15 protein-coding genes are annotated in these 18,331 nt (G+C 64.3%); 6 read left to right on the forward strand and 9 right to left on the reverse strand.

Annotation, left to right across the window (positions count from 1 at the left end; translation table 11 throughout):
• Nucleotides 1-27: 27 nt before the first annotated feature.
• Nucleotides 28-558 (forward strand): hypothetical protein, encoded by a 531-nt coding sequence (locus O9K64_RS01400; RefSeq protein ID WP_275096286.1) that lies wholly within the window; start codon nucleotides 28-30, stop codon nucleotides 556-558.
• A gap of 17 nt (nucleotides 559-575) precedes the next feature.
• Here the strand turns inward: O9K64_RS01400 and O9K64_RS01405 are convergent, their stop codons facing one another.
• The 3 genes from O9K64_RS01405 to O9K64_RS01415 form a co-directional block, all read right to left on the reverse strand.
• Entirely contained in the window at nucleotides 576-1,178 is a 603-nt protein-coding gene (locus O9K64_RS01405) for a DUF938 domain-containing protein (protein WP_335342211.1), read from the reverse strand.
• Nucleotides 1,175-2,290 (reverse strand): GNAT family N-acetyltransferase, encoded by a 1,116-nt coding sequence (locus O9K64_RS01410; protein WP_275096287.1) that lies wholly within the window; start codon nucleotides 2,288-2,290, stop codon nucleotides 1,175-1,177. Before O9K64_RS01410 ends, O9K64_RS01405 begins: the two co-directional genes overlap by 4 nt.
• A gap of 447 nt (nucleotides 2,291-2,737) precedes the next feature.
• Nucleotides 2,738-3,412, reverse strand: coding sequence for a glutathione S-transferase family protein (locus O9K64_RS01415; RefSeq protein WP_275096288.1), 675 nt, complete (start codon nucleotides 3,410-3,412; stop codon nucleotides 2,738-2,740).
• 139 nt (nucleotides 3,413-3,551) lie between these two features.
• Between O9K64_RS01415 and aroG the strand changes: the two genes are divergently transcribed.
• Nucleotides 3,552-4,610 (forward strand): 3-deoxy-7-phosphoheptulonate synthase AroG, encoded by a 1,059-nt coding sequence (aroG, locus tag O9K64_RS01420; protein ID WP_275096289.1) that lies wholly within the window; start codon nucleotides 3,552-3,554, stop codon nucleotides 4,608-4,610.
• 68 nt (nucleotides 4,611-4,678) lie between these two features.
• Here the strand turns inward: aroG and O9K64_RS01425 are convergent, their stop codons facing one another.
• Nucleotides 4,679-5,122, reverse strand: coding sequence for a tetratricopeptide repeat protein (locus O9K64_RS01425; protein ID WP_275096290.1), 444 nt, complete (start codon nucleotides 5,120-5,122; stop codon nucleotides 4,679-4,681).
• An 84-nt stretch (nucleotides 5,123-5,206) separates the two neighbouring features.
• Nucleotides 5,207-6,040 carry an inositol monophosphatase family protein gene (locus O9K64_RS01430; protein ID WP_275096291.1) on the reverse strand — a complete coding sequence of 278 codons (834 nt, stop codon included), beginning with the start codon at nucleotides 6,038-6,040 and terminating at the stop codon, nucleotides 5,207-5,209.
• Between the two features lie 143 nt (nucleotides 6,041-6,183).
• Here O9K64_RS01430 and O9K64_RS01435 point away from each other — a divergent pair, with 143 nt between their 5' ends.
• A complete protein-coding gene (locus O9K64_RS01435; protein ID WP_275096292.1) occupies nucleotides 6,184-8,187 on the forward strand; it encodes a transglycosylase SLT domain-containing protein in 2,004 nt (667 codons plus the stop codon).
• A gap of 41 nt (nucleotides 8,188-8,228) precedes the next feature.
• Here the strand turns inward: O9K64_RS01435 and O9K64_RS01440 are convergent, their stop codons facing one another.
• On the reverse strand, nucleotides 8,229-10,673 hold the full coding sequence (locus O9K64_RS01440) for a hypothetical protein (RefSeq protein ID WP_275096293.1): 2,445 nt from the start codon (nucleotides 10,671-10,673) through the stop codon (nucleotides 8,229-8,231).
• A gap of 32 nt (nucleotides 10,674-10,705) precedes the next feature.
• Entirely contained in the window at nucleotides 10,706-11,152 is a 447-nt protein-coding gene (locus tag O9K64_RS01445) for a sigma D regulator (protein ID WP_275096294.1), read from the reverse strand.
• A 144-nt stretch (nucleotides 11,153-11,296) separates the two neighbouring features.
• Here O9K64_RS01445 and O9K64_RS01450 point away from each other — a divergent pair, with 144 nt between their 5' ends.
• Complete coding sequence (locus tag O9K64_RS01450; protein ID WP_275096295.1) at nucleotides 11,297-11,809, forward strand: hypothetical protein; 513 nt, start codon at nucleotides 11,297-11,299, stop codon at nucleotides 11,807-11,809.
• Between the two features lie 6 nt (nucleotides 11,810-11,815).
• On the opposite strand, the gene O9K64_RS01455 is transcribed toward O9K64_RS01450, so the two are convergent.
• Nucleotides 11,816-12,907, reverse strand: coding sequence for an aminopeptidase (locus O9K64_RS01455; protein WP_335342212.1), 1,092 nt, complete (start codon nucleotides 12,905-12,907; stop codon nucleotides 11,816-11,818).
• A 45-nt stretch (nucleotides 12,908-12,952) separates the two neighbouring features.
• Between O9K64_RS01455 and O9K64_RS01460 the strand changes: the two genes are divergently transcribed.
• Both O9K64_RS01460 and O9K64_RS01465 read left to right on the forward strand, forming a co-directional pair.
• Nucleotides 12,953-14,170: a multifunctional CCA addition/repair protein gene (locus O9K64_RS01460; protein ID WP_275096460.1), complete on the forward strand. Its 1,218-nt coding sequence runs from the start codon at nucleotides 12,953-12,955 to the stop codon at nucleotides 14,168-14,170.
• Nucleotides 14,171-14,292: 122 nt separating this feature from the next.
• Complete coding sequence (locus O9K64_RS01465) at nucleotides 14,293-15,819, forward strand: serine/threonine-protein kinase (RefSeq protein ID WP_275096297.1); 1,527 nt, start codon at nucleotides 14,293-14,295, stop codon at nucleotides 15,817-15,819.
• A gap of 42 nt (nucleotides 15,820-15,861) precedes the next feature.
• Here O9K64_RS01465 and O9K64_RS01470 read toward each other — a convergent pair whose 3' ends face one another.
• Nucleotides 15,862-18,210: a methyl-accepting chemotaxis protein gene (locus O9K64_RS01470; RefSeq protein ID WP_275096298.1), complete on the reverse strand. Its 2,349-nt coding sequence runs from the start codon at nucleotides 18,208-18,210 to the stop codon at nucleotides 15,862-15,864.
• Nucleotides 18,211-18,331: the final 121 nt, after the last annotated feature.

Below are 18,331 nucleotides of genomic sequence, written 5' to 3' on the forward strand. Positions count from 1 at the left end.
CACCCGGCAAGACCAAGGAACAGAGAGATGGGTTACCTTTTTTTTCAGATTCTCATATGGATACTGCTGGCGTTCGGCCTGGGCGGTATCGTCGGCTGGCTGTTGCGCGGTTTCACCCACGCCTTTCAGGACGATGAAAAAGGTGATGACGACACCATCGGGCGGGGCGACGACCATATCATGGTGGCACTGCTCCGCTCGGAACTGAATGACTATAAGAGACGGCTGCGTGCCCTGGAATCGGCCACCGAAACAGCCCGGCCCGGCGATGAAAAACCGAAACGGGAGATCTCCGATGAGTGGCGGCCGCCCCCCCTGTCGGCGCCGAAGGGGCAGGCGGACGACCTCAAGAAGGTACGCGGCATAGGCCCGAAGATCGAGCTGACCCTGAACGATCTGGGCATCTTCCATTATGACCAGATCGCCGGCCTGAGCCGGGAAAATATCCTCTGGCTGAACAACCACCTGCACTTCCCCGGCCGCATCGAACGGGAGCAGTGGGTGGAACAGACCCGGGAACTGGCGAAACGGCGCGCCGGTCGAGCGGAGAAGGCCTGACCCTCGACCCCGCAGCCCTATCGCCGCCGCCAGCAGAGGATACGGTTGTTGGCCGGCATCGGGAAATCGTCCTGCAGTGCCATGCCGGCCGCGACGGCCAGACGCTGCAGCGCCTCGAAGTCCCGCACCCCCATCCCGGGATCCCGCCCCTTCAGCCAGCCGTCGAAGCGGGCGTTGCTGTCGCTGGTGAAGCGTCCCTGGTAGTTGAACGGTCCATAGAGCACAAACAGGCCTCCGGCCTGGAGCAGCCGGCCGACCCCGGCAAACATCGCCTCCACCTCGGGCCAGTGCATGATATGCGCGGTATTGGCGGAAAACACCGCGTCCACATCCAGCGCCGGCCACTCCGAGCGCGCCACATCCAGCGGCAGCGGGGCGCGCACATTGGGCAGCGCCGCCTCCTCCAGCCAGAGGCGGATGCCATCGTGATATTCGGCACAGTCACTGGTGTACCAGGTGAGGTGCGGCAGGGCGGCGGCGAAGTAGACGGCATGCTGACCGGTGCCGCTGCCGATCTCCAGGACCCGCTGGCGATCGTCGAACAGCGGCCGGATCACTGACAGGATCGGCTCGCGGTTCTGGTCGCAGGATTCGGCATAGGGCTTGGTGGTCATGGTCATCCCGGCACCGCCTCGCGGTAGGGTATCGATGGCTGCAACTGCTCCAGATAATTGGCGATCGCCGCCTGTTCATGTTCGGTATAGCTGGCGATCGGTCCGCGAAACCCGTCGTCCCGGATCCAGTGACTGGAGCGGGTCAGGGTGGGGACGAACCCCCGCGAGAGCTTGTGTTCCCCCTGGGCGCCCGGCTCGAAACAGGCCAGCCCCTGCTCAATGCAGTGCTCGATACCCTGATAATAGCAGGCCTCGAAATGGAGTCCGTCCAGCCGGCGGTCGCTGCCCCAGTGGCGGCCATACAAGGTGGTATCGCTCTGGTACATGAGCGAACCGGCGATGCACTCCCCCGCCCGGTCGGCCAAAACCAGCAGCACCCGCTCCGGCAACCGGTCGGCGACCTCACGGAAGAAGCCGTAGTTGAAAGTGGCCGTGCCCCACTTCTCGCTGAAGGTCTTGTTGTAGAAATGGGTGAACTGCCGCCAGTCCCGGTCACTGGCGGTGCGGCCGTTCAAGCGCCGCAGCTTGACCCCGGCGTCCACCACCCGCTTGCGCTCCTGACGGATGTTCTTGCGCTTCTTCGCCACCAGGGTGGCGAGAAACTGGTCGAAATCCCGATAGCGGCAGTTGTGCCAGTGGAACTGCACATCGTGCCGGGTGAGCAGCCCCTTGCCGGCCAGAAACTCGAACCCCTCCGCGCTCGGAAACAGGCAGTGAAAACTACTCGCACCCATGCGGTCGGCCAGCTGCAGTGCCGTCTCCAGCAACACCGGGTAGAGTTGTGCCTCCTCTCCGGGTAGCGCCAGCAGGCGCTGTCCCGAGGCGGGGGTGTAGGGAACCGCCGAGACCAGCTTGGGGAAGTAGGCCAGTCCGGCCCGGTGATAGGCGTCTGCCCAGGCATTGTCGAACACGAACTCGCCGTAGGAGTTGTATTTTTCATACAGCGGCATGGCGGCCACCAGGACGCCGTCACGATAGACGGCGATGTGCCGGGGCAGCCAGCCGAAGCGTTCGCCGACACAGCCGTGCCGCTCCATGGCGTCGAGGAACTCATGCCGGATCAGCGGATTGTTGTCCCGCACCAGCCCGTTCCACTCGCCGGCGGGGATTTCACTCATGCTGCTGTGAATCGCTATCTGCAACCTGACCACTTCCAACTTTGCTGCCTGATATCAGTACTCTGTCAGGGTGATATTGACTAGTTCAGCGCCCCTGTGGTGTTTCCATCCTCAGGTCCGTAAACGGTGCATCCCTGCACCACTCCTTGCCGCAAGGCGCGTCGTGCAGGCAATGGCCCGGTCCTTGTCAAACGGCGCAACGCGGCGGCGGGACACCACAGGGGCGCCCTTCGGGTTGGCCTGTCCGCGCCCCTGGCCGTGTTGCGGCTCTTGCAAAGGACCGGGCCATTCGCTGCGAGCCGCGCCTTGCCAGGAACGCGGACAGGCCAACTGAATACGTCAATATCACCCTGACAGAGTACCAGCAATATAGCAGGGCGGCGGTGGCATAAATACCGGTGAAAACTGATGGATATACGGGATATCCCAGGCGCCCGGCTTCGCCGTTCAGAACGGCACGCTCGGCCAGTCCGCCTCATCCTCCTCGATCACCTCCTCCTCTTCGGCGGCGTCCTTCACCCAGCGCCGCATTGCCGGGTCGTCGTACAGCGCACGGGCATACAGCGTGGCGACCGGGTCCAGCGGGATCTCGTAGCTCAACAGCCGCATCACCACCGGCGCATACATGCAGTCGGCGATACCGAAGCGGCCGAACAGCCAGGGGCCGGCGCTGCCGTAACGCTCGCGGCAGAAGTTCCACAGCCCCATCACCCGGTCGATATCCCGCTGCGCCTCCGGACCCGGCTGGAACCCGGGAAAGCGCCGCCGACAGTTCATCGGCAACTCGTCACGCAGGGCGAAGAAGCTGGAGTGCATCTCGGCACACACCGAACGGGCCACCGCCCGGGCCGACGGCTCATGCGGCCAGCCCCGGGCCTCGGGGAAGCGCTCCGCCAGGTACTCCAGGATGGCCAGCGAGTCCCACACCTCCAGATCGTCATCGATCAGCACCGGCACCTTGTTGTCGGAGAAGTGCATCGCCAGGTCCCGCTCCATGCTATCGCTGAACAGCCTGACCTTCCTGGTCTGGAAGGGGATGCCGTGATGGGCGAGGAAAAACCAGGGCCGCAGGGACCAGGAGGAGTAGTTCTGATTGCCGATCACCAGTGTCAGTTCTGCCATGAGCTGCCTCGTTCAGTCGATAGGGTAGTGCAGACAGCATAGTCGAGTCGCCGGGCGATGTCCCGGGGACAGCTGTTTCCCGGGTGGAATACACTATACAATTACCCATTTACCGTTATTTTTGACAAGAGTAGAGATCATGCGCCACGAAACCGACGACCTTCGCATCGAAGCCATCAAAGAGCTGGTAGCCCCGGCTGAACTGCTGGCCGAATTCCCCGTTACCGATGTGATCGCCGACACGGTGTTTAACGCGCGCCGGCAGATCCACCGAATCCTCCACGACGAGGATGACCGGCTGCTGGCCATCGTCGGCCCCTGCTCGGTGCATGATCCGGTGGCGGCCCGTGACTACGCGGCGCGGCTGAACAAGCTGCGCGAGGAGCTGGCGGATGACCTGCTGATCGTGATGCGGGTCTATTTCGAGAAGCCCCGCACCACCGTCGGCTGGAAGGGGCTGATCAACGATCCGGACCTGGACGGCACCTTCCATATCAACAAGGGGCTGCGCCTGGCCCGCCAGCTGCTGCTGGATGTCAACAGCATGGGGCTGCCCGCCGGGACCGAGTTCCTCGACCTGATCAGCCCCCAGTACATCGCCGACCTAGTGAGCTGGGGCGCCATCGGCGCCCGCACCACCGAGAGCCAGGGACACCGGGAGCTGGCCTCCGGCCTCTCCTGTCCGGTCGGTTTCAAGAACGGCACCAACGGCACCCTGCGCATCGCCCTCGACGCGATCCGCGCCGCCTCCCAGCCACACTGTTTCCTGTCGGTGACCAAGGAGCGCCACTCCGCCATCTTCACCACCCGGGGCAACGAGGATTGCCACGTGATACTGCGCGGCGGTGCCCGTCCCAATTACGACACCGAAAGCATCAACATCGCCGCCGAGGAGATGGAACAGTCCGGCTTCAAGCCGCGCGTGATGATCGATTTCAGCCACGCCAACTCGCGCAAGCGGCACCAGAAACAGATCGATGTGGGACGCGACGTGGCCGGCCAGATCGCCCGCGGCGACCGGCGCATCAACGGCGTCATGATCGAGAGCTTCCTGGAGGCCGGACGCCAGGACTGGCGCCCCGACGAGGAACTGGTCTACGGCCAGAGCATCACCGACGCCTGCATCAGCTGGGAGGACACCGAGCCGCTGCTGCGCACCCTGGCCGAGGCGGTACGCCAGCGCCGCGCGCACGGCTGAGGGCATCCCAGGTCGGAACCCGGGTCGCGGCGCCGGTCTGACGGCCGGGCACCGCGGACCGCCGCCGGCTATTTCTCGTCGAAACCGGCGGCGTGGTACCAGCGCCGGGCCTCTTGCGGGTCCTGCGCCACCCCTTCGCCCGTTTCATACATCATCGCCAGGGTGGTCTGGGAGCCGACCAGCCCCTGCTCGGCCGCGCGCTTGAACCACTCCACCGCCTTGGCGCCGTTCTTCTCCACGCACTCGCCCTCCATGTACATGAATCCCAGGCCATGCTGGGCCAGCGCCAGGCCACTCTCGGCCGCCGCCTTCATGTACTTGAAGGCCATCAGCTGATTGACCACCATACCCAGCCCGTTCTGGGCCATGATGGCCATCCGATACTGGGCCTCGGGATTGCCGTCTTCGGCCAGGCCGGACAGCAATTTGGTGGCACTGGCGAAATGCTTCGACTCAAAGGCGGCGATGCCGCTGCCCAGTTCCATATCCAGTTGTTGATCATTACTGCTCATGTGTTACCTCCGGTTGATTCCGACTTCCGCCGCGCGCAACGGCTGGGTCGATAGTTGTTCTATAGCTTCAAATAGGGCTGCTGGTTAACCACTCCCTTCCAGCGGAAACCCCGCCTGCCGCAGCCACTCCCGCCAGAGGCGAAACAGGTGCGCATCCACCGCCCCCAGGGCCGGTTGTACCGCCAGCCCCAGACGCTCCGGTTGGCTATCCCCCTGGTTGAAGAGGCCACCCGCCTCGGCAAAGATCAGCCGACCGGCGGCGTAATCCCACAGCTTCTGGCCGCCATGCAGGTTGAGATGGGCACGCCCTGCCGCGAGCCAGCACCACTCCAGCGCGATGGCGCCGAAACAGCGCTGCGAACGGTAAGGCGGCTGCTTCGACAGCTGGATCGCCAGCCCCGGCGTGAGCCGCTTGAAATCGACAATGGCGATGCACTCCTTCAGGGTGCCCGGGCCCCGATGCAAGCGTAACGGTTCATCATTGAGCCAGGCGCCCCGCCCCAGCTCGGCGCGGTAGCACTCGTGGCGCAGCGGATCGTAGACGATCCCCAGCACCGCCCGTCCCTGCACAACCAGGGCCAGGGAGAGGGCGAAATAGGGCAGCCCGGCAGAGTAGTTGGTGGTGCCGTCCAGCGGATCCACGCACCAGTAGCAGTCCCGCGCCACCAACGCCTGCTGCTGCTCCGGCGTCATCTCCTCCCCCATCAGCGGGATCTCCGGCCAGCTGACAGCCAGCTGTTCGATCAGTCGATTCTGTACCGCCAGATCGGCATCGGTCACCAGGGTGCCATCGCTCTTGCGGGAGACGTCCGGATTACGATAGCGCGAGAGCACCTCGGTCTCGGCGATATCGATCAGGAGATGCTGCAGCTGCTGGCTGTCGGGCCATGCGGAGGCATTTACGGATGGTGTGGTCATTTTTCTATCATCCCGTAATAGCGGCTACCGGGCAATCCGCTGCGCCCGCGCAATTCAGAGGGTTTTCCCTCTTGCGCCCGGCACCGCCCCCTCCTAAGCTTTCCCCATGCCCCCGATAACGCAAACCATGGAGTCACAAGCCATTGAGTCACAAGGAAGTGGCGCGGTCACCTAACACCAGTCTCATCCGCCGCCTGGCATGGCTGTTCGCCCTGCTGCCGACCCTGTGCCTGTCGGCCGCGGAGCTGTCAGCCCCGGAACTGGAGCGGCAGCGTGGTGGATTCCTTGCCGCGGAACGCCTGCTCGCAGCGGGGGATCTGCAGCAGTACACCGCCATCCGCTCCACCCTGCGGAGCTACCCGCTGTTCCCCTACCTGGAGTACCAGGCACTGCAACGGCAACTCGCCAGCCTCGACAGTCCCCGGGTGGAGGCGTTCATCACCCGGTATGCCGACACCCCGCTGGCGCCGCGCATGCGCAGCCTCTGGCTCAAGGAGCTGGCCGGGCGCAAGCAGTGGTGGACCTACCTGGCGTTCTATCGGCCCGGGCTGGGGACGATCAACCAGTGCCACTACCTGACCGCCCTGCTGGAGACCGGCAAGCGGAAACAGGCACTGGATCAGGCGGAGGCGATCTGGCTCTCGCCCCGTTCCCGCCCGGAGGCCTGTGACCGGATTCTGCAGACCTGGATCGATGCCGGCAAGCTCACCCCGGCGCTGGCCTGGCAGCGGGTCGAACTCGCCATGCTGGCCTCCGAAGGGCGATTCAGCCGCTATCTGCAGCGCTACCTCAACCCGCAACAGCAGGCCTGGCTGCGGACCTGGCGGAAGCTGCAGCGGGATCCGCGGCAGCTCGCCACTGCCGTCCCCCAACTGGCGGAAAGCCCCGCCCGCAACCTTATCCTGCTGGACGGATTCAAGCGCCTGGTGGGCCGGGACATCGACAGTGCCATCCGGATCTGGCCGCGCCTGCAGGAGCAGATCCCCTTCAGCGCAGCGGCTCGCCACAGCGGCCAACGCGCGCTGTTGCTGGGGATGATACGCGACGACCATCCCGATACCCTGACCGGACTGCGGGCCTTCACCCCGTCGGCCGAAGACAACCAGCTGCGTGAAACGCGCCTCCGCTACGCCCTGAAACGGCGCGCCTGGCCGCAAATGCTGAGCTGGATTGGCGAACTGCCCGACGAACTCAGGCACTCCGACCGCTGGCGCTACTGGCAGGCGCGGGCGTTGGCGGAAACCGCCAATACCGCCGAGGCCGACGCCCGCTTTGCCGCGCTGGCCAAGGAGCGCAGCTATCACGGTTTTCTCGCCGCGGATCGCCTGGGCCAACCCTACCGCTACGACCCGACCCCGCTGGAGTTGCAGCAGTCGGCCATCGTTCGGCTGGCACGGCAGCCGGCACTGTTGCGCGCCCGCGAGCTGTTTCAGCTGGGCCGCTTCCTCGATGCCCGGCGCGAATGGTATGCCAGTGTGCGCGGCATGAAACCTCTCGACCTGCAGCGGGTCGCCAAACTGGCCCAGTCCTGGGGCTGGCACGACCAGGCGATCTTCACCCTGGCCCGCACCGGTTACTGGGACGACCTGGAGCTGCGCTTTCCCCTGGAGCATCAGACCCTGGTGACGGAAAAATCCGTGGCAACCGATCTGGACAAGTCCTGGATCTTTGCCGTGATCCGACAGGAGAGCGCCTTCTCCAGTGATGCCCAGTCACCCGCCGGAGCCCGCGGACTGATGCAGCTGATGCCGGCGACCGCCCGCTTTATCGCCCGCAAGGAGAAGCTGAAAAAACCCGGACTGGGACAGTTGCTGCAGCCGGAAGTGAACATCACCCTGGGCACCGCCTATCTCAGCCATGTCTATCGGCGCCTGGGGGAACATCAGGTGCTGGCCACGGCCGCCTACAACGCCGGCCCGCGCAATGTGCTGCGCTGGCTGCCGGACACCACCCTGCCCGCCGACATCTGGGTGGAGCTGATCCCCTTCAATGAGACCCGGCGCTACACCGAGCGGGTGCTGAGTTATGCGGCAATCTACGACCAGCGCCTGCAGCAGCCGCTGCAGAGGCTCTCGGCGCGGATGTCACCGGTGCGGCCGAAGGCCCAGCTGGTAGCCAACAATCCGCCGGGCGGCGGGGGATCCTAGGTGCCAGTCGGAGCGGTTTTCCCACACTGAGCGGCGCTCGCTCAGTGGAACAGGCCGGGCCTTGGCGGATCCTCTTCAGCGGTGGCGGGGGTGTCAGGGAGCGGACGGCGCCGCCGACTGGTGTGCTCGATGGCGTAAGCGATCAGCTCCGCATCGCTGATCACCTCATAGTAAATACCGCCATCCACCGCCTCCAGCCCCGCCTGCTCGCCGTCCCAGACGGTGACCACCGCCTCGCGGATCACCAGGGCGTGCATATTCCCTTCCAGATCCGGGTAGCGGGCCACCAGCAGATGGTCGTTTAGCGCCCGCCGGCCCGCCTCCAGCTCGATGCGGTGGAACGACAGCTCCGACTTCAGCTTGTAGTAGGCCGGCTCGTCCAGCTCGATGCCGTTCACGTTGTAGCGGATCAGCTTGTCGGAACTCTCCTTGTTGACCGTCTCGCTGGCCGCCGGCGCCATCACCCTCACCCCGCACCCCAGGCGCCCGCCGTATGCGGAGCGTCGCACCGCCGCCGAGCAGGAGGAGAGCTGGTCCGCCCGGTTGATGGCCGGCGAGATCATGATTTCGTGCCCCTCGTCGTACAGGAAGGCGGGGGCCTCCTCGCTGAAGGCGATACCCAGGCCCAGCTCCAGCTCCGGCAGGTCGTTCTGGCGATTCTTGACATTCTGTTTATCCACCACCTGGAGGATCTTGTGCGCCAGGCCGCAGGCGTGGGAGACGCAGAGCCACTGATAGGGGGTATCTTCGTATTCAAAAATACTCAGGATCACCGCATCCCCCTCGATAAACACCTTTTTCGCCCCGAAGCTATCCAGCAGCTTGTTGATCGGCTCAAAGAAATTGAGGCTGAAGTGGGAGGCGGGATTGAGGTTGCGGTTGCGCAGTTCGCTGGTGATGGCGGTTGAGCCACGCACGTCCGCCTTGAGGATGACGTGATTGCGGATACGGTGCTGTTCCGGCTTCAGCTCCTTGCGCAGCGGGAACTCCAGCAGACTGCCGTTGCGCCGCGACAGCTCGATGTCCTCCGGACGCACCAGCAGATGGATGCGGCGCATGGCGACGTGCGCCTGGTAGGCCTGTTTCAGGTCACGCCGAAACAGCGCAAAGTGGCGCAGAAAACTGAACACCCGGCGGCGGCGGCGCGGTCCCGGCATGCTCTTGATGATCAGCAGCATCCGCTCCAGCACCTTCACCACCTGAGCCGGCACCGCCTTGTTCTGCAGGTTGTTCAGCTTGCGCTGCAACTCCCGCTTGGTCATGCGCCCGGCCAGGTACTGGCAGATCAGGCGTACCGGCACCTGTCGGTTCAGCTCCTGATACACGGCGGGTGCCGCGTGGCAGGCCAGCAGATCACGCTCGATGCGGCTGCCGCGAAACGCCTTCAATATCCGTTTCATTAGCCGATGGTGGAACCCGGGCCACTTGTCGTTGGGCCAGGTTGTTTGCGGCAGGGGGACATCATGGTCGGTGCGGATGACACCGCTGTGTCTGGCCGAATAGACGATGCGGTCGATATTCTCCGGAATATCCAGCCAGGAGCAGTTGCCGCTCTCGTATTCCGCCGACTGCAGCGATCGTTTCAGCAGCATCAGGGTTTCGCTATAACCCACCAGCCCGTCCTGCTCCCCCTGGCTGCGCCGGGCGCTGGTCTGGATATCGCTGCAGGTGGTATCGAACGAGTCCAGCGGCTCCGTACCCCAGCACCAGGAGGGCAGGAAATCGGCAAACAAGCCGGTGACCAGACGGTTGACCCGGTCGAAGGCATCCGGGTCATCCCGGTCCGTGCAGACCAGGGGGTAGTGGCCCATCAGCTGTTCGTCGGCCCACAACGAGGGGAGTTGCAGCATCGGGTTGAACAGCAGCGGCTTGGGTATCGGCCAGGAGAGGCCCAGCACCGATTTGCGCAGCTTGCCGAGGCGCATGTTCTCCATCTTCAGCAGCTCACGAAACAGCCGGCGGGTGATCCGGTAGCGAATCGCCGGCTCGTTCCTGGCCAGCACCACCAACCGGTCATGCAGCTGCACCGAACGGCCGCTGGACTGATGGCTGTCCAGCCCCTTGGCGCGCTGCACCTGGCTGCGCAGGCGGTCATACTCCTGCCCCACCAGGCCGAGCAGGAACTTCACCACGCTGAACTGCAGCAGCTGTACCATCTCCAGGCGGTTGTGTTTCCTGGCCCGGTCGACCGTCAGTTCCATCAGGCCGGCGTAGCCCTCGCGCAGGGCCTGGAGATCCTTGTTATCCGGCGGTGGCGGCGGTTCACCCCAGTAGTTTTCGGTCACGTCGTGCATCATGGAGCGACGCACCAACAGCCGGCAGCGGTCCATGAACTCCTGACTCAGGGCGACATCGATCCGGCTGTTGTCGATGCCGGTCGGCAGGCGGTCAAACAGCAGCTTGAACGGCTTCTTCAACTGCAGCGGGGTGGTAAACTCTTCCGCATCCGGACGCCAGTGCAACAGGCTGTCGAACAGACTGATCACGCCGCCTCCTCAGCCCCGCCGCGGCAGCCAGGTCATCGCAGCAGGGCCTTGACCAGTCTGTCTTCGAGTTCGATCCGGCTGGCCAGGTCCTCACCCAGAATGGAGAGGTCCTTGGTCAGGTTGTCCAGGGGCTGCCGGTGATCGCTCAGGTCGTACTTGTCATTGAACGCCACCACCAGCTCCGTCACCTCGGCGATTTTCGCATAGGCCGTGTCCGCCACCTTGACCACCTCGCCGCGCCGCTCCTCACCGGAGGTGATGCGATCGAACACCTCGAAGTGACCGAACGCAACATAATCGATCAACAGCTGGCAGAAGTCCCGTAACAACTGCTTTTCCGGCTTGTCCGGACTGAAGGAGTCGATACCCGCCAGCTTGCAATAGAGCACCAGCATCTGCTGGCGTTCATCCAGCCACTTCTCCACCATATCCTTGGTTCGGATGCGCCGCTCGTGTCCGCCATCATATTGTGTTGCCACCATTTTCCGGCCTTTGTGGTCTGTTTATGTCAAAAGTCTGCTTAAGATAAACACCATTTCACGCAACAGGCAAGCCTGGATAATCCGGGGAGGATTTTCTGATAGACTGGGCGGTGCCCAGGGGATGTTGAGAGGGGGACCGAAGTGCGCAAAAACCGGCTATTCCGGCTGCTGATTTTGCTGGCGCTGCTGCCGCAGACAACGACCGCGCTCGACTATCCCAACCGCTATAACAGCATGGCCGAGACCCTGTTCGACATGATGGACGCCTTCTCCTCGGCCTATCAGCGACGGCTGCACGAGCGGGCGCGGGACTCTGCCGGCTATCCGGGCGGCATCCCCGGCTACGCGCCCTATCCGGGCGTCCCCTATCCATACCGCGCGCCGGCCCGGCCACCCCAGGGGGTGATGCTCAACGGCAGCTGGCAGGGCGAAAGCGGTGAGATACTGGTGATCCAGGACGGTCTGTTCAGGATCTATCTGCAACGGGACAATTTTCGCGATGGCCGCCTGACCCAGGTGGAACCCCGGCGGATCCTCCTGCAGGACCTGGAGAGCGGCCAGGTGCGGCCCTATGAATTCGCCGAATCGGATGGACGCCTGCTACTGCGTGATCCGGCTGGCAACCTGTTGCGCTATATCCGGATCGGCTGGTAGTTCCATTCACTCCGCGGCGGGCTGGAGTAACTGCCGCATCCGCTGTTCACGTTCGTTGGCGGGCAGCTGCCCCAACTCGCGGCTGGCCGCATAGAAGGCGGGCAGACCCCCACCCGACTGCACCAGCAGCCGCCGGAACGCCGGCACCCAGGCCTCGTAGGTGGCGATGGAGACCAGGTGGGCATTGTTCAGGTCACGATCGAACCAGCCGTCGAAACCGGCGTATCCGCCCCACCGCCGTTTCAGCCGCGCATAGCGCTCCCGCAGCTGCCGGAACAGCGCCGCCTTGCGCTGTCCCATGCGCGCCTCATCCAGCGGTTGGCGGTAGAGCGTCTCCAGCTCCTCGCGCACCGCGAGCAGCAGATCGACAAACTGCTGTTCCCGTTGCCGTGTCACCTGCCATTGCGCGAAGCTCAGGCCATTCCGGTTGGCAACCCAGCGTTCGATGCCCACCTCCGCCACCAGGCTGGCGAACGCCTCGTTGAAGGCGCTGTCATGCTTCACGTAGAGCTGCTGGTGGGCCAGTTCATGGAAGATCAGACCGGCAATTCGCGCCTCCGGCCAGTCGATGACGGTACTGGGCAGGGGATCGTCAAACCAGCCCAGGGTCGAGTAGGCCGGTACCGGCTCCACCGCCACATCCAGCCCCTGGGCCTGTAATTCGCCGGCGTACGCCCAGGCACGCTCTTGGGAGAAATAGCCACGATAGCTGGCACAGCCGACGAACGGATAGCACCACTGCCTGGGCTGCAGGGAAAACCGCCCGGCCGCCACCACACTCCACACCACCGCCTCCCGATCCAGCGCCGCATAGCTGCGGTAGCTGCCGTTGTCCGGTAGCGCCAACGCCGCGCTGGCGAAGTGGCGTATCTCGCCGACCTGGCGTAACTTCCGCTGCAGCGGTTCGGGGGTTTGCGGGTCGCGCAGCAGCTCGGGAATGGGTTGCCGCTGTCCCATCAGTTGCAGATGTCCACCGATGGAATGGCTATAATAGCTCAGTGTACTGCAGCCCTGCAGGAACCCCAGGATTGAAGCCAGGATTAAAGCCCGGATTAAAGGGAGCATCAGGCGATAGCGCCGGCGGGACCGGGCGATCATAGTGCGGAGCAAGGTTTCAGCATAGTCATCATGAGCGATTCTAGCATGCACATTTACCTGGTCGGCGGCGCCGTGCGCGATCAACTGCTCGGCCTGCCGATCGGCGACCGTGACTGGCTGGTCACCGGGGTCACCGCGGAGCAGCTGCTGGCCCAGGGTTATCGCAGGGTGGGACGGGATTTCCCGGTGTTTCTCCACCCGAAGAGTGCCGAGGAGCACGCCCTGCCGCGCGGCGAACCCGGCGACGGCAGCGAACAGGCGCTGGTGTGTAATGACCTGATCCAGCGGGACCTCACCATCAACGCCATTGCCCTGGCGGCGGACGGCAGCTATGTCGACCCGCTGGACGGCCGTCGGGACCTGCGGGAGCGGCGGCTGCGCCACACCCCTACGTTCAGGAACGATCCGATCCGGGTACTGCGGCTGGCGCGTTTCGCCGCCCGCCTCGGCCCGCTCGGGTTCCGGGTGGCGCAGCCGACCCGGCAGCTGGTCCGGCAGATGATCCAGGCCGGCGAACTGGACCATCTGGTGGCCGAGCGGGTCTGGTCCGAGATCATGCGGGCGCTGCAGGGCACCGACCCGGTGACCTTTTTCGAAACCCTGCGCGAACTGGGGGCGCTGCGGGTCATCCTGCCGGAACTGGACCGGCTGTTCGGCGTCCCGCAGCCGGAACGGCACCATCCGGAGATCGATACCGGGGTGCACAGCTTGATGGTGCTGTTCCAGGCGTGCAACCTCAGCCGGGAACCGGAAGTCCGGCTGGCCGCGCTGCTGCATGACCTCGGCAAGGGCACCACACCGCGCACCGACTGGCCCAGTCATCACGGACATGAGCAGCGGGGCGCGCGGCTGGCGGAGCGGGTGTGTGAACGCCTGCGCGCCCCCAACCGCTATCGTGAGCTGTGTCGCCTGGTGGCCGAATACCACAGCCACTGCCACCGGGCATTCGAGCTGAAACCGGCCACCCTGCTGCGCACCCTGCAGCAGCTGAACGCCTTGCGCCGCACCACCCGGCTGGATCAGTTTCTGCTGGCCTGCGAAGCCGACTCCCGGGGACGCCAGGGATTCGAACGGCAACCCTATCCCCAGGCCGACTTTGTCCGGGCGGCGCGGCAGGCCGCCGCCGCGGTGGACACCCGCCGGCTGGCGAAGGGCGCCAGCGAGCAAAAAATGATCCCGGATATCATCTTCCAGGCCCGGAGCCGGGCCATCGCGGCAGTGAAAAAACGCTGGGAGGAGCAGGAGACTTTAACTATTACGTGAAACAGTGCTCAATATTCAGGGGCGCCGGACGACACACTTAGCGACATCCACTTTTCTTCCACTTTTCTTATGGGCGTCGGGACAGACCGGCCCCGCCAGTTTTGATCCACACGGGACCGGAAATGAACCATGGCCTGAGCCTGCAGATCAACGTCCCCGGTTATCGTATCGAACGCGTCCTCGGCAAGGGCGGCATGGCGACGGTCTACCTGGCCACCCAGATGTCGCTGGGCAGGCCGGTGGCACTCAAGGTACTGCACGACCCCGAGACGCCCCAGTTCTTCGAACGTTTTTTCAATGAGGGGCGTTGCATCGCCCGCCTCAACCACAGCAACCTGGTCGCCATCTTCGACATCGGACAAGGGGAGGGTTTCTACTATATCGCCATGGAGTACCTGCCGGGCGGTGACCTGAAGTCGCGCATCGTCCAGGGCATCAAACCGGTCCAGGCGCTGAAGCTCCTCGGCCGTCTGGCAGGCTGTCTCGCCTATGTGCATGACGAAGGGGTGGTGCACCGGGATATCAAGCCGTCGAACATTCTGTTTCGCAACGACGGCACCCCGGTGTTGACCGATTTCGGTATCGCCAAGCTGATCCAGACGGATAACGACCTGACCGTCACCGGCACGGTGATGGGCAGCCCCCACTATCTCAGCCCGGAACTGGCCCAGGGCATCCGCCGGGTGGATGGGCGTTCCGATCTCTACAGCCTGGGCATCATTCTGTATGAGATGCTCACCGGTAGAAAACCCTATACCGCGGACAGTTTCGCCGCCACCCTGATGGCTCATATCCAGCGGCCCCTGCCGCAACTGCCGGATGCGTTTGCCGCGCTGCAGCCGCTGCTGGACAAGCTGCTGGCGAAACAACCGGAAGAGCGCTTTCAGAGCGGCGCCGAACTGTTGCTGACCCTGCAGGCGCTGCGCAGCCGGGTAAGGCTGGGGAGCCTGCCGGCGGAGGACGCGGTTGCCACACCCGGGCCATCCCCGGAAACCCGTGCGCTGACGGCCGCCACGCCCACGCCGCGGCCGCATTACCGCCGCTCGCTCTATGCCGGCCTGGGTCTGCTACTGCTGCTGGGTGGGTTCGGCCTCCGGCAGTTGACGATTGGCGGTGGAACCGCCCCACCGGCCGGCGCGGAGGGTGATCGTGCGCTAGCGGCTGAAGAGCTGGCCGTCGTCGCACCCGCCGGGGCGATGTCCCAACCCGCCGCCATGGAGGAGCGCACGGCGCCGGCGGCAACGGAAACGCCACCGGCAACCGCCGGTCCGCCGCCGCAAACCGGGGCCACCGAACCAACGCTCGCCGCGCTGCTGGAGAAGGCGCAGGAACAGCTGGCAACGGATCACCTCAGTTACCCGGCGGACGACAGCGCCCGTTACTATTACAGCGAAGCACTCAAGCAGGATCCGGAGCATCCGGTGGCAAACCGTGGTCTGGACAGGATCGCCGATCGCTACGCCGAGCTGGCGCAGCGCGAGATCGACCGGGGCCGCACCCTGCGGGCCCGCCGCCATCTCTCCCAGGGGCTGGCGATCCGCCCCCGGCATGAACGCCTCATCCGCCTGACCAACCGGCTCAACCGGCCGGCCGCCGCGCCTTCGACCGAGGACGTATTCGACCGTCTGAACCCGGATTCGAACCGCTGATTCGTGTGTACCCGAGGGGTCAGTGTTAAATCCGACAGACTCCTAAATCTTGAACTGCCCGACGATCCGCTGCAACTGACCGGCGAGATTGTTCAGCCCCTCGCTGGCCGATGCCGTCTGCTGTGCGCCGTTGGCCGTGTGCTCGCCGATCTCGTTGATCCCCACGACGTTGCGGTTGATCTCCTCGGCCACCACGCTCTGCTCCTCGGCGGCGCTGGCGATCTGGTTATTCATATCGCTGATCTGGTTGATCGCATGGGTGATGGACTCCAGCACCTCGCCGGTCCTGACGGCGATATCGGTGCCCTTCCTGGCCTGGGCATTGGTCTCGTCCATCGCCTGCACCGCCTCCTTGGAGGCCGCCTGCAGGCGCTCGATCATGCCCTGGATCTCCCTGGTGGACTGCTGGGTACGCGAGGCCAGGGTGCGTACCTCATCCGCCACCACGGCAAAACCGCGCCCCTGCTCGCCGGCCCGCGCCGCCTCGATGGCCGCGTTCAGGGCCAGCAGGTTGGTCTGTTCGGCAATGTTGCGGATCACATCCAGCACCCCGCCGATCTCGATGCTATCCTGCTCCAGCCGGCCGATTACCCCGGCCGCCTGCTCCACGCTGGCGGAGAGGTCATGGATGGTGGCGATGCTCTCATCCACCGTGCCCTTACCCTGGGTCGCTTCATTCCTGGCCTGCATGGCCGAATTGGCGGCGGACTCGGCATTCTTCGCCACCTCCTGCACCGTGGCGGCCATCTGGTTGGTGGCGGTCGCCGCCTGCTCGGTCTGCCCCTGCTGGTTACTGATCCCAAGCCGCGTCTCTTCCGATACCCGGGAGAGCTGTTCCGCCGACACCGACAGATTCTGGGTCACCCCGTTCAGTTCCCCGACCACGCCCTGCATCTTGTCCAGGAAGCGGTTGAACCAGCCGGCCAATTCGCCCAGTTCATCCTTGCTCCGGGCATCCAGTCGGCGGGTCAGGTCACCCTCACCCTCGGCGATATCCCTGACCGCATCCACCGTCTGCTGGATCGGTCGCACGATCAGGCCGGTGAAGAGCCAGCCGATCAGCGCCCCCACGACAAACACCACGATGGAAAGCCCGACCGCCACGCCGGCGATGGTGCTCTTCAACTCCTCCACCGAGCGGAACGCCTCCTCGGTATTCATCTTGGCGATCACCGCCCACCGGTAGCCGGGGATATTCAGCGGCGAATAGGCCGCCAGCACATCGATCCCCCGAGAATCGGTATACAGTTTCACCCCCGACTCGCCCGCCAGGGCGGCCTCGGCCGCCGCTGATTTCAACTGCTGGACCCCGATACCCGAATGTTTGGCCCGGACCCTGGCCAGCTGCTGCGCCGACAGGCCGGTCTTGCCCAGGTGCGCCAGGTAGCCGGCCTCATCCTCGATCTGGAAACGACTGTCGCTACGCAATGAGTAGTCCGGTCCGACAATAAAACTCTCCCCGGATTCACCCTGACCGACCTTGGCCCATTTGTGCTCATGGGTCATGATGGAAGAGATGCGCTCAGTGGAAAACCGGAACACCAGCACACCGATGCGCTTGCCCCGGGTGAACACGGGAGAGGCGACAAAGGCCGCCTGATTGTCATAGGCGGGGGCATAGGCCGCAAAATCGGTCATGGCGATGAAGCCGGGGTCATCCGACTCGTTGGCCTCTTTGAACACCTTGCCCAGACCGGTCCCGGCGAAGGGGCCGTCGATCAGCGAGGTGGCGAACTCCGCCTGCTTGGCCACCGAGTAGATCACCTCGCCGCTCTTGCCATCCACCAGGAAGATATCCGCATAGCCGAACCGCTCCTGGTAATCCTTCAGCGATTCATGAAATCTTTTATGCATCACCTCGTACAGCGAGCCGTCCTCCGGGGTGATCAGTTTGCTCTTCTCGTCCAGCGGATTGGGGTTGGCGGCGATGTAGGCGTGTTGCAGGGTGATGCCGGCGCCACTCAATTTATCCAGCCAGCGGCCCGCCTCAATAGTGGCGCCACCGTTCTGTTTTCGGTACTCGTCCAGGAACGCTCCGTTGTAGTGGGCCTGCAGCTCCCGGCGCATCTTTTCCAGCTTGGCCGCTCCCGCCTCGCCCGACGCCTCGACGCTGTCCTGGTAGAGACGATAGGCGTTGGGTAGGGAGTTCAGTGCATCGACAATCATCCGGTTATCGGACAGGGTGACGATCTGCGCCCGCACTATCGCAAAATAACTTTCAATCGCCTCCTGGGAACTGTTCTTGAGTGCCATCACGTGATGGTGGGCCTTGGTCTCCAGGGCCTTGCGGCCATTGTCAACGGCAATCCATCCCAGCACCGCACTCACCACCACCACGGGTATGAGCATCAGCAGACTGGCACCTACTGTCAGTTTTGTCTTGATCTTCATGATTAAAATGTTCCCAACCGGAAATCCGGAGTATTCGTCAGGTAGTTATCGGTGTGGGAGCCAGCGGATAGCGCAACCAACGACCGTCCCACGGCATGCCGTCATATCTTCAGCGGTCATG

Origin of the sequence: Sedimenticola hydrogenitrophicus (assembly GCF_029017505.1) — a bacterium.
Taxonomy (GTDB): domain Bacteria; phylum Pseudomonadota; class Gammaproteobacteria; order Chromatiales; family Chromatiaceae; genus Sedimenticola; species Sedimenticola hydrogenitrophicus_A.

Coding starts and splice junctions, on each gene's coding strand:
- O9K64_RS01400 (WP_275096286.1), top strand. CDS start 28: ATGGGTTACCTTTTTTTTCAGATTCTCATATGGATACTGCTGGCGTTC.
- O9K64_RS01405 (WP_335342211.1), bottom strand. CDS start 1,178: ATGACCATGACCACCAAGCCCTATGCCGAATCCTGCGACCAGAACCGC.
- O9K64_RS01410 (WP_275096287.1), bottom strand. CDS start 2,290: ATGAGTGAAATCCCCGCCGGCGAGTGGAACGGGCTGGTGCGGGACAAC.
- O9K64_RS01415 (WP_275096288.1), bottom strand. CDS start 3,412: ATGGCAGAACTGACACTGGTGATCGGCAATCAGAACTACTCCTCCTGG.
- aroG (WP_275096289.1), top strand. CDS start 3,552: ATGCGCCACGAAACCGACGACCTTCGCATCGAAGCCATCAAAGAGCTG.
- O9K64_RS01425 (WP_275096290.1), bottom strand. CDS start 5,122: ATGAGCAGTAATGATCAACAACTGGATATGGAACTGGGCAGCGGCATC.
- O9K64_RS01430 (WP_275096291.1), bottom strand. CDS start 6,040: ATGACCACACCATCCGTAAATGCCTCCGCATGGCCCGACAGCCAGCAG.
- O9K64_RS01455 (WP_335342212.1), bottom strand. CDS start 12,907: ATGATCGCCCGGTCCCGCCGGCGCTATCGCCTGATGCTCCCTTTAATC.
- O9K64_RS01460 (WP_275096460.1), top strand. CDS start 12,953: ATGCACATTTACCTGGTCGGCGGCGCCGTGCGCGATCAACTGCTCGGC.
- O9K64_RS01465 (WP_275096297.1), top strand. CDS start 14,293: ATGAACCATGGCCTGAGCCTGCAGATCAACGTCCCCGGTTATCGTATC.
- O9K64_RS01470 (WP_275096298.1), bottom strand. CDS start 18,210: ATGAAGATCAAGACAAAACTGACAGTAGGTGCCAGTCTGCTGATGCTC.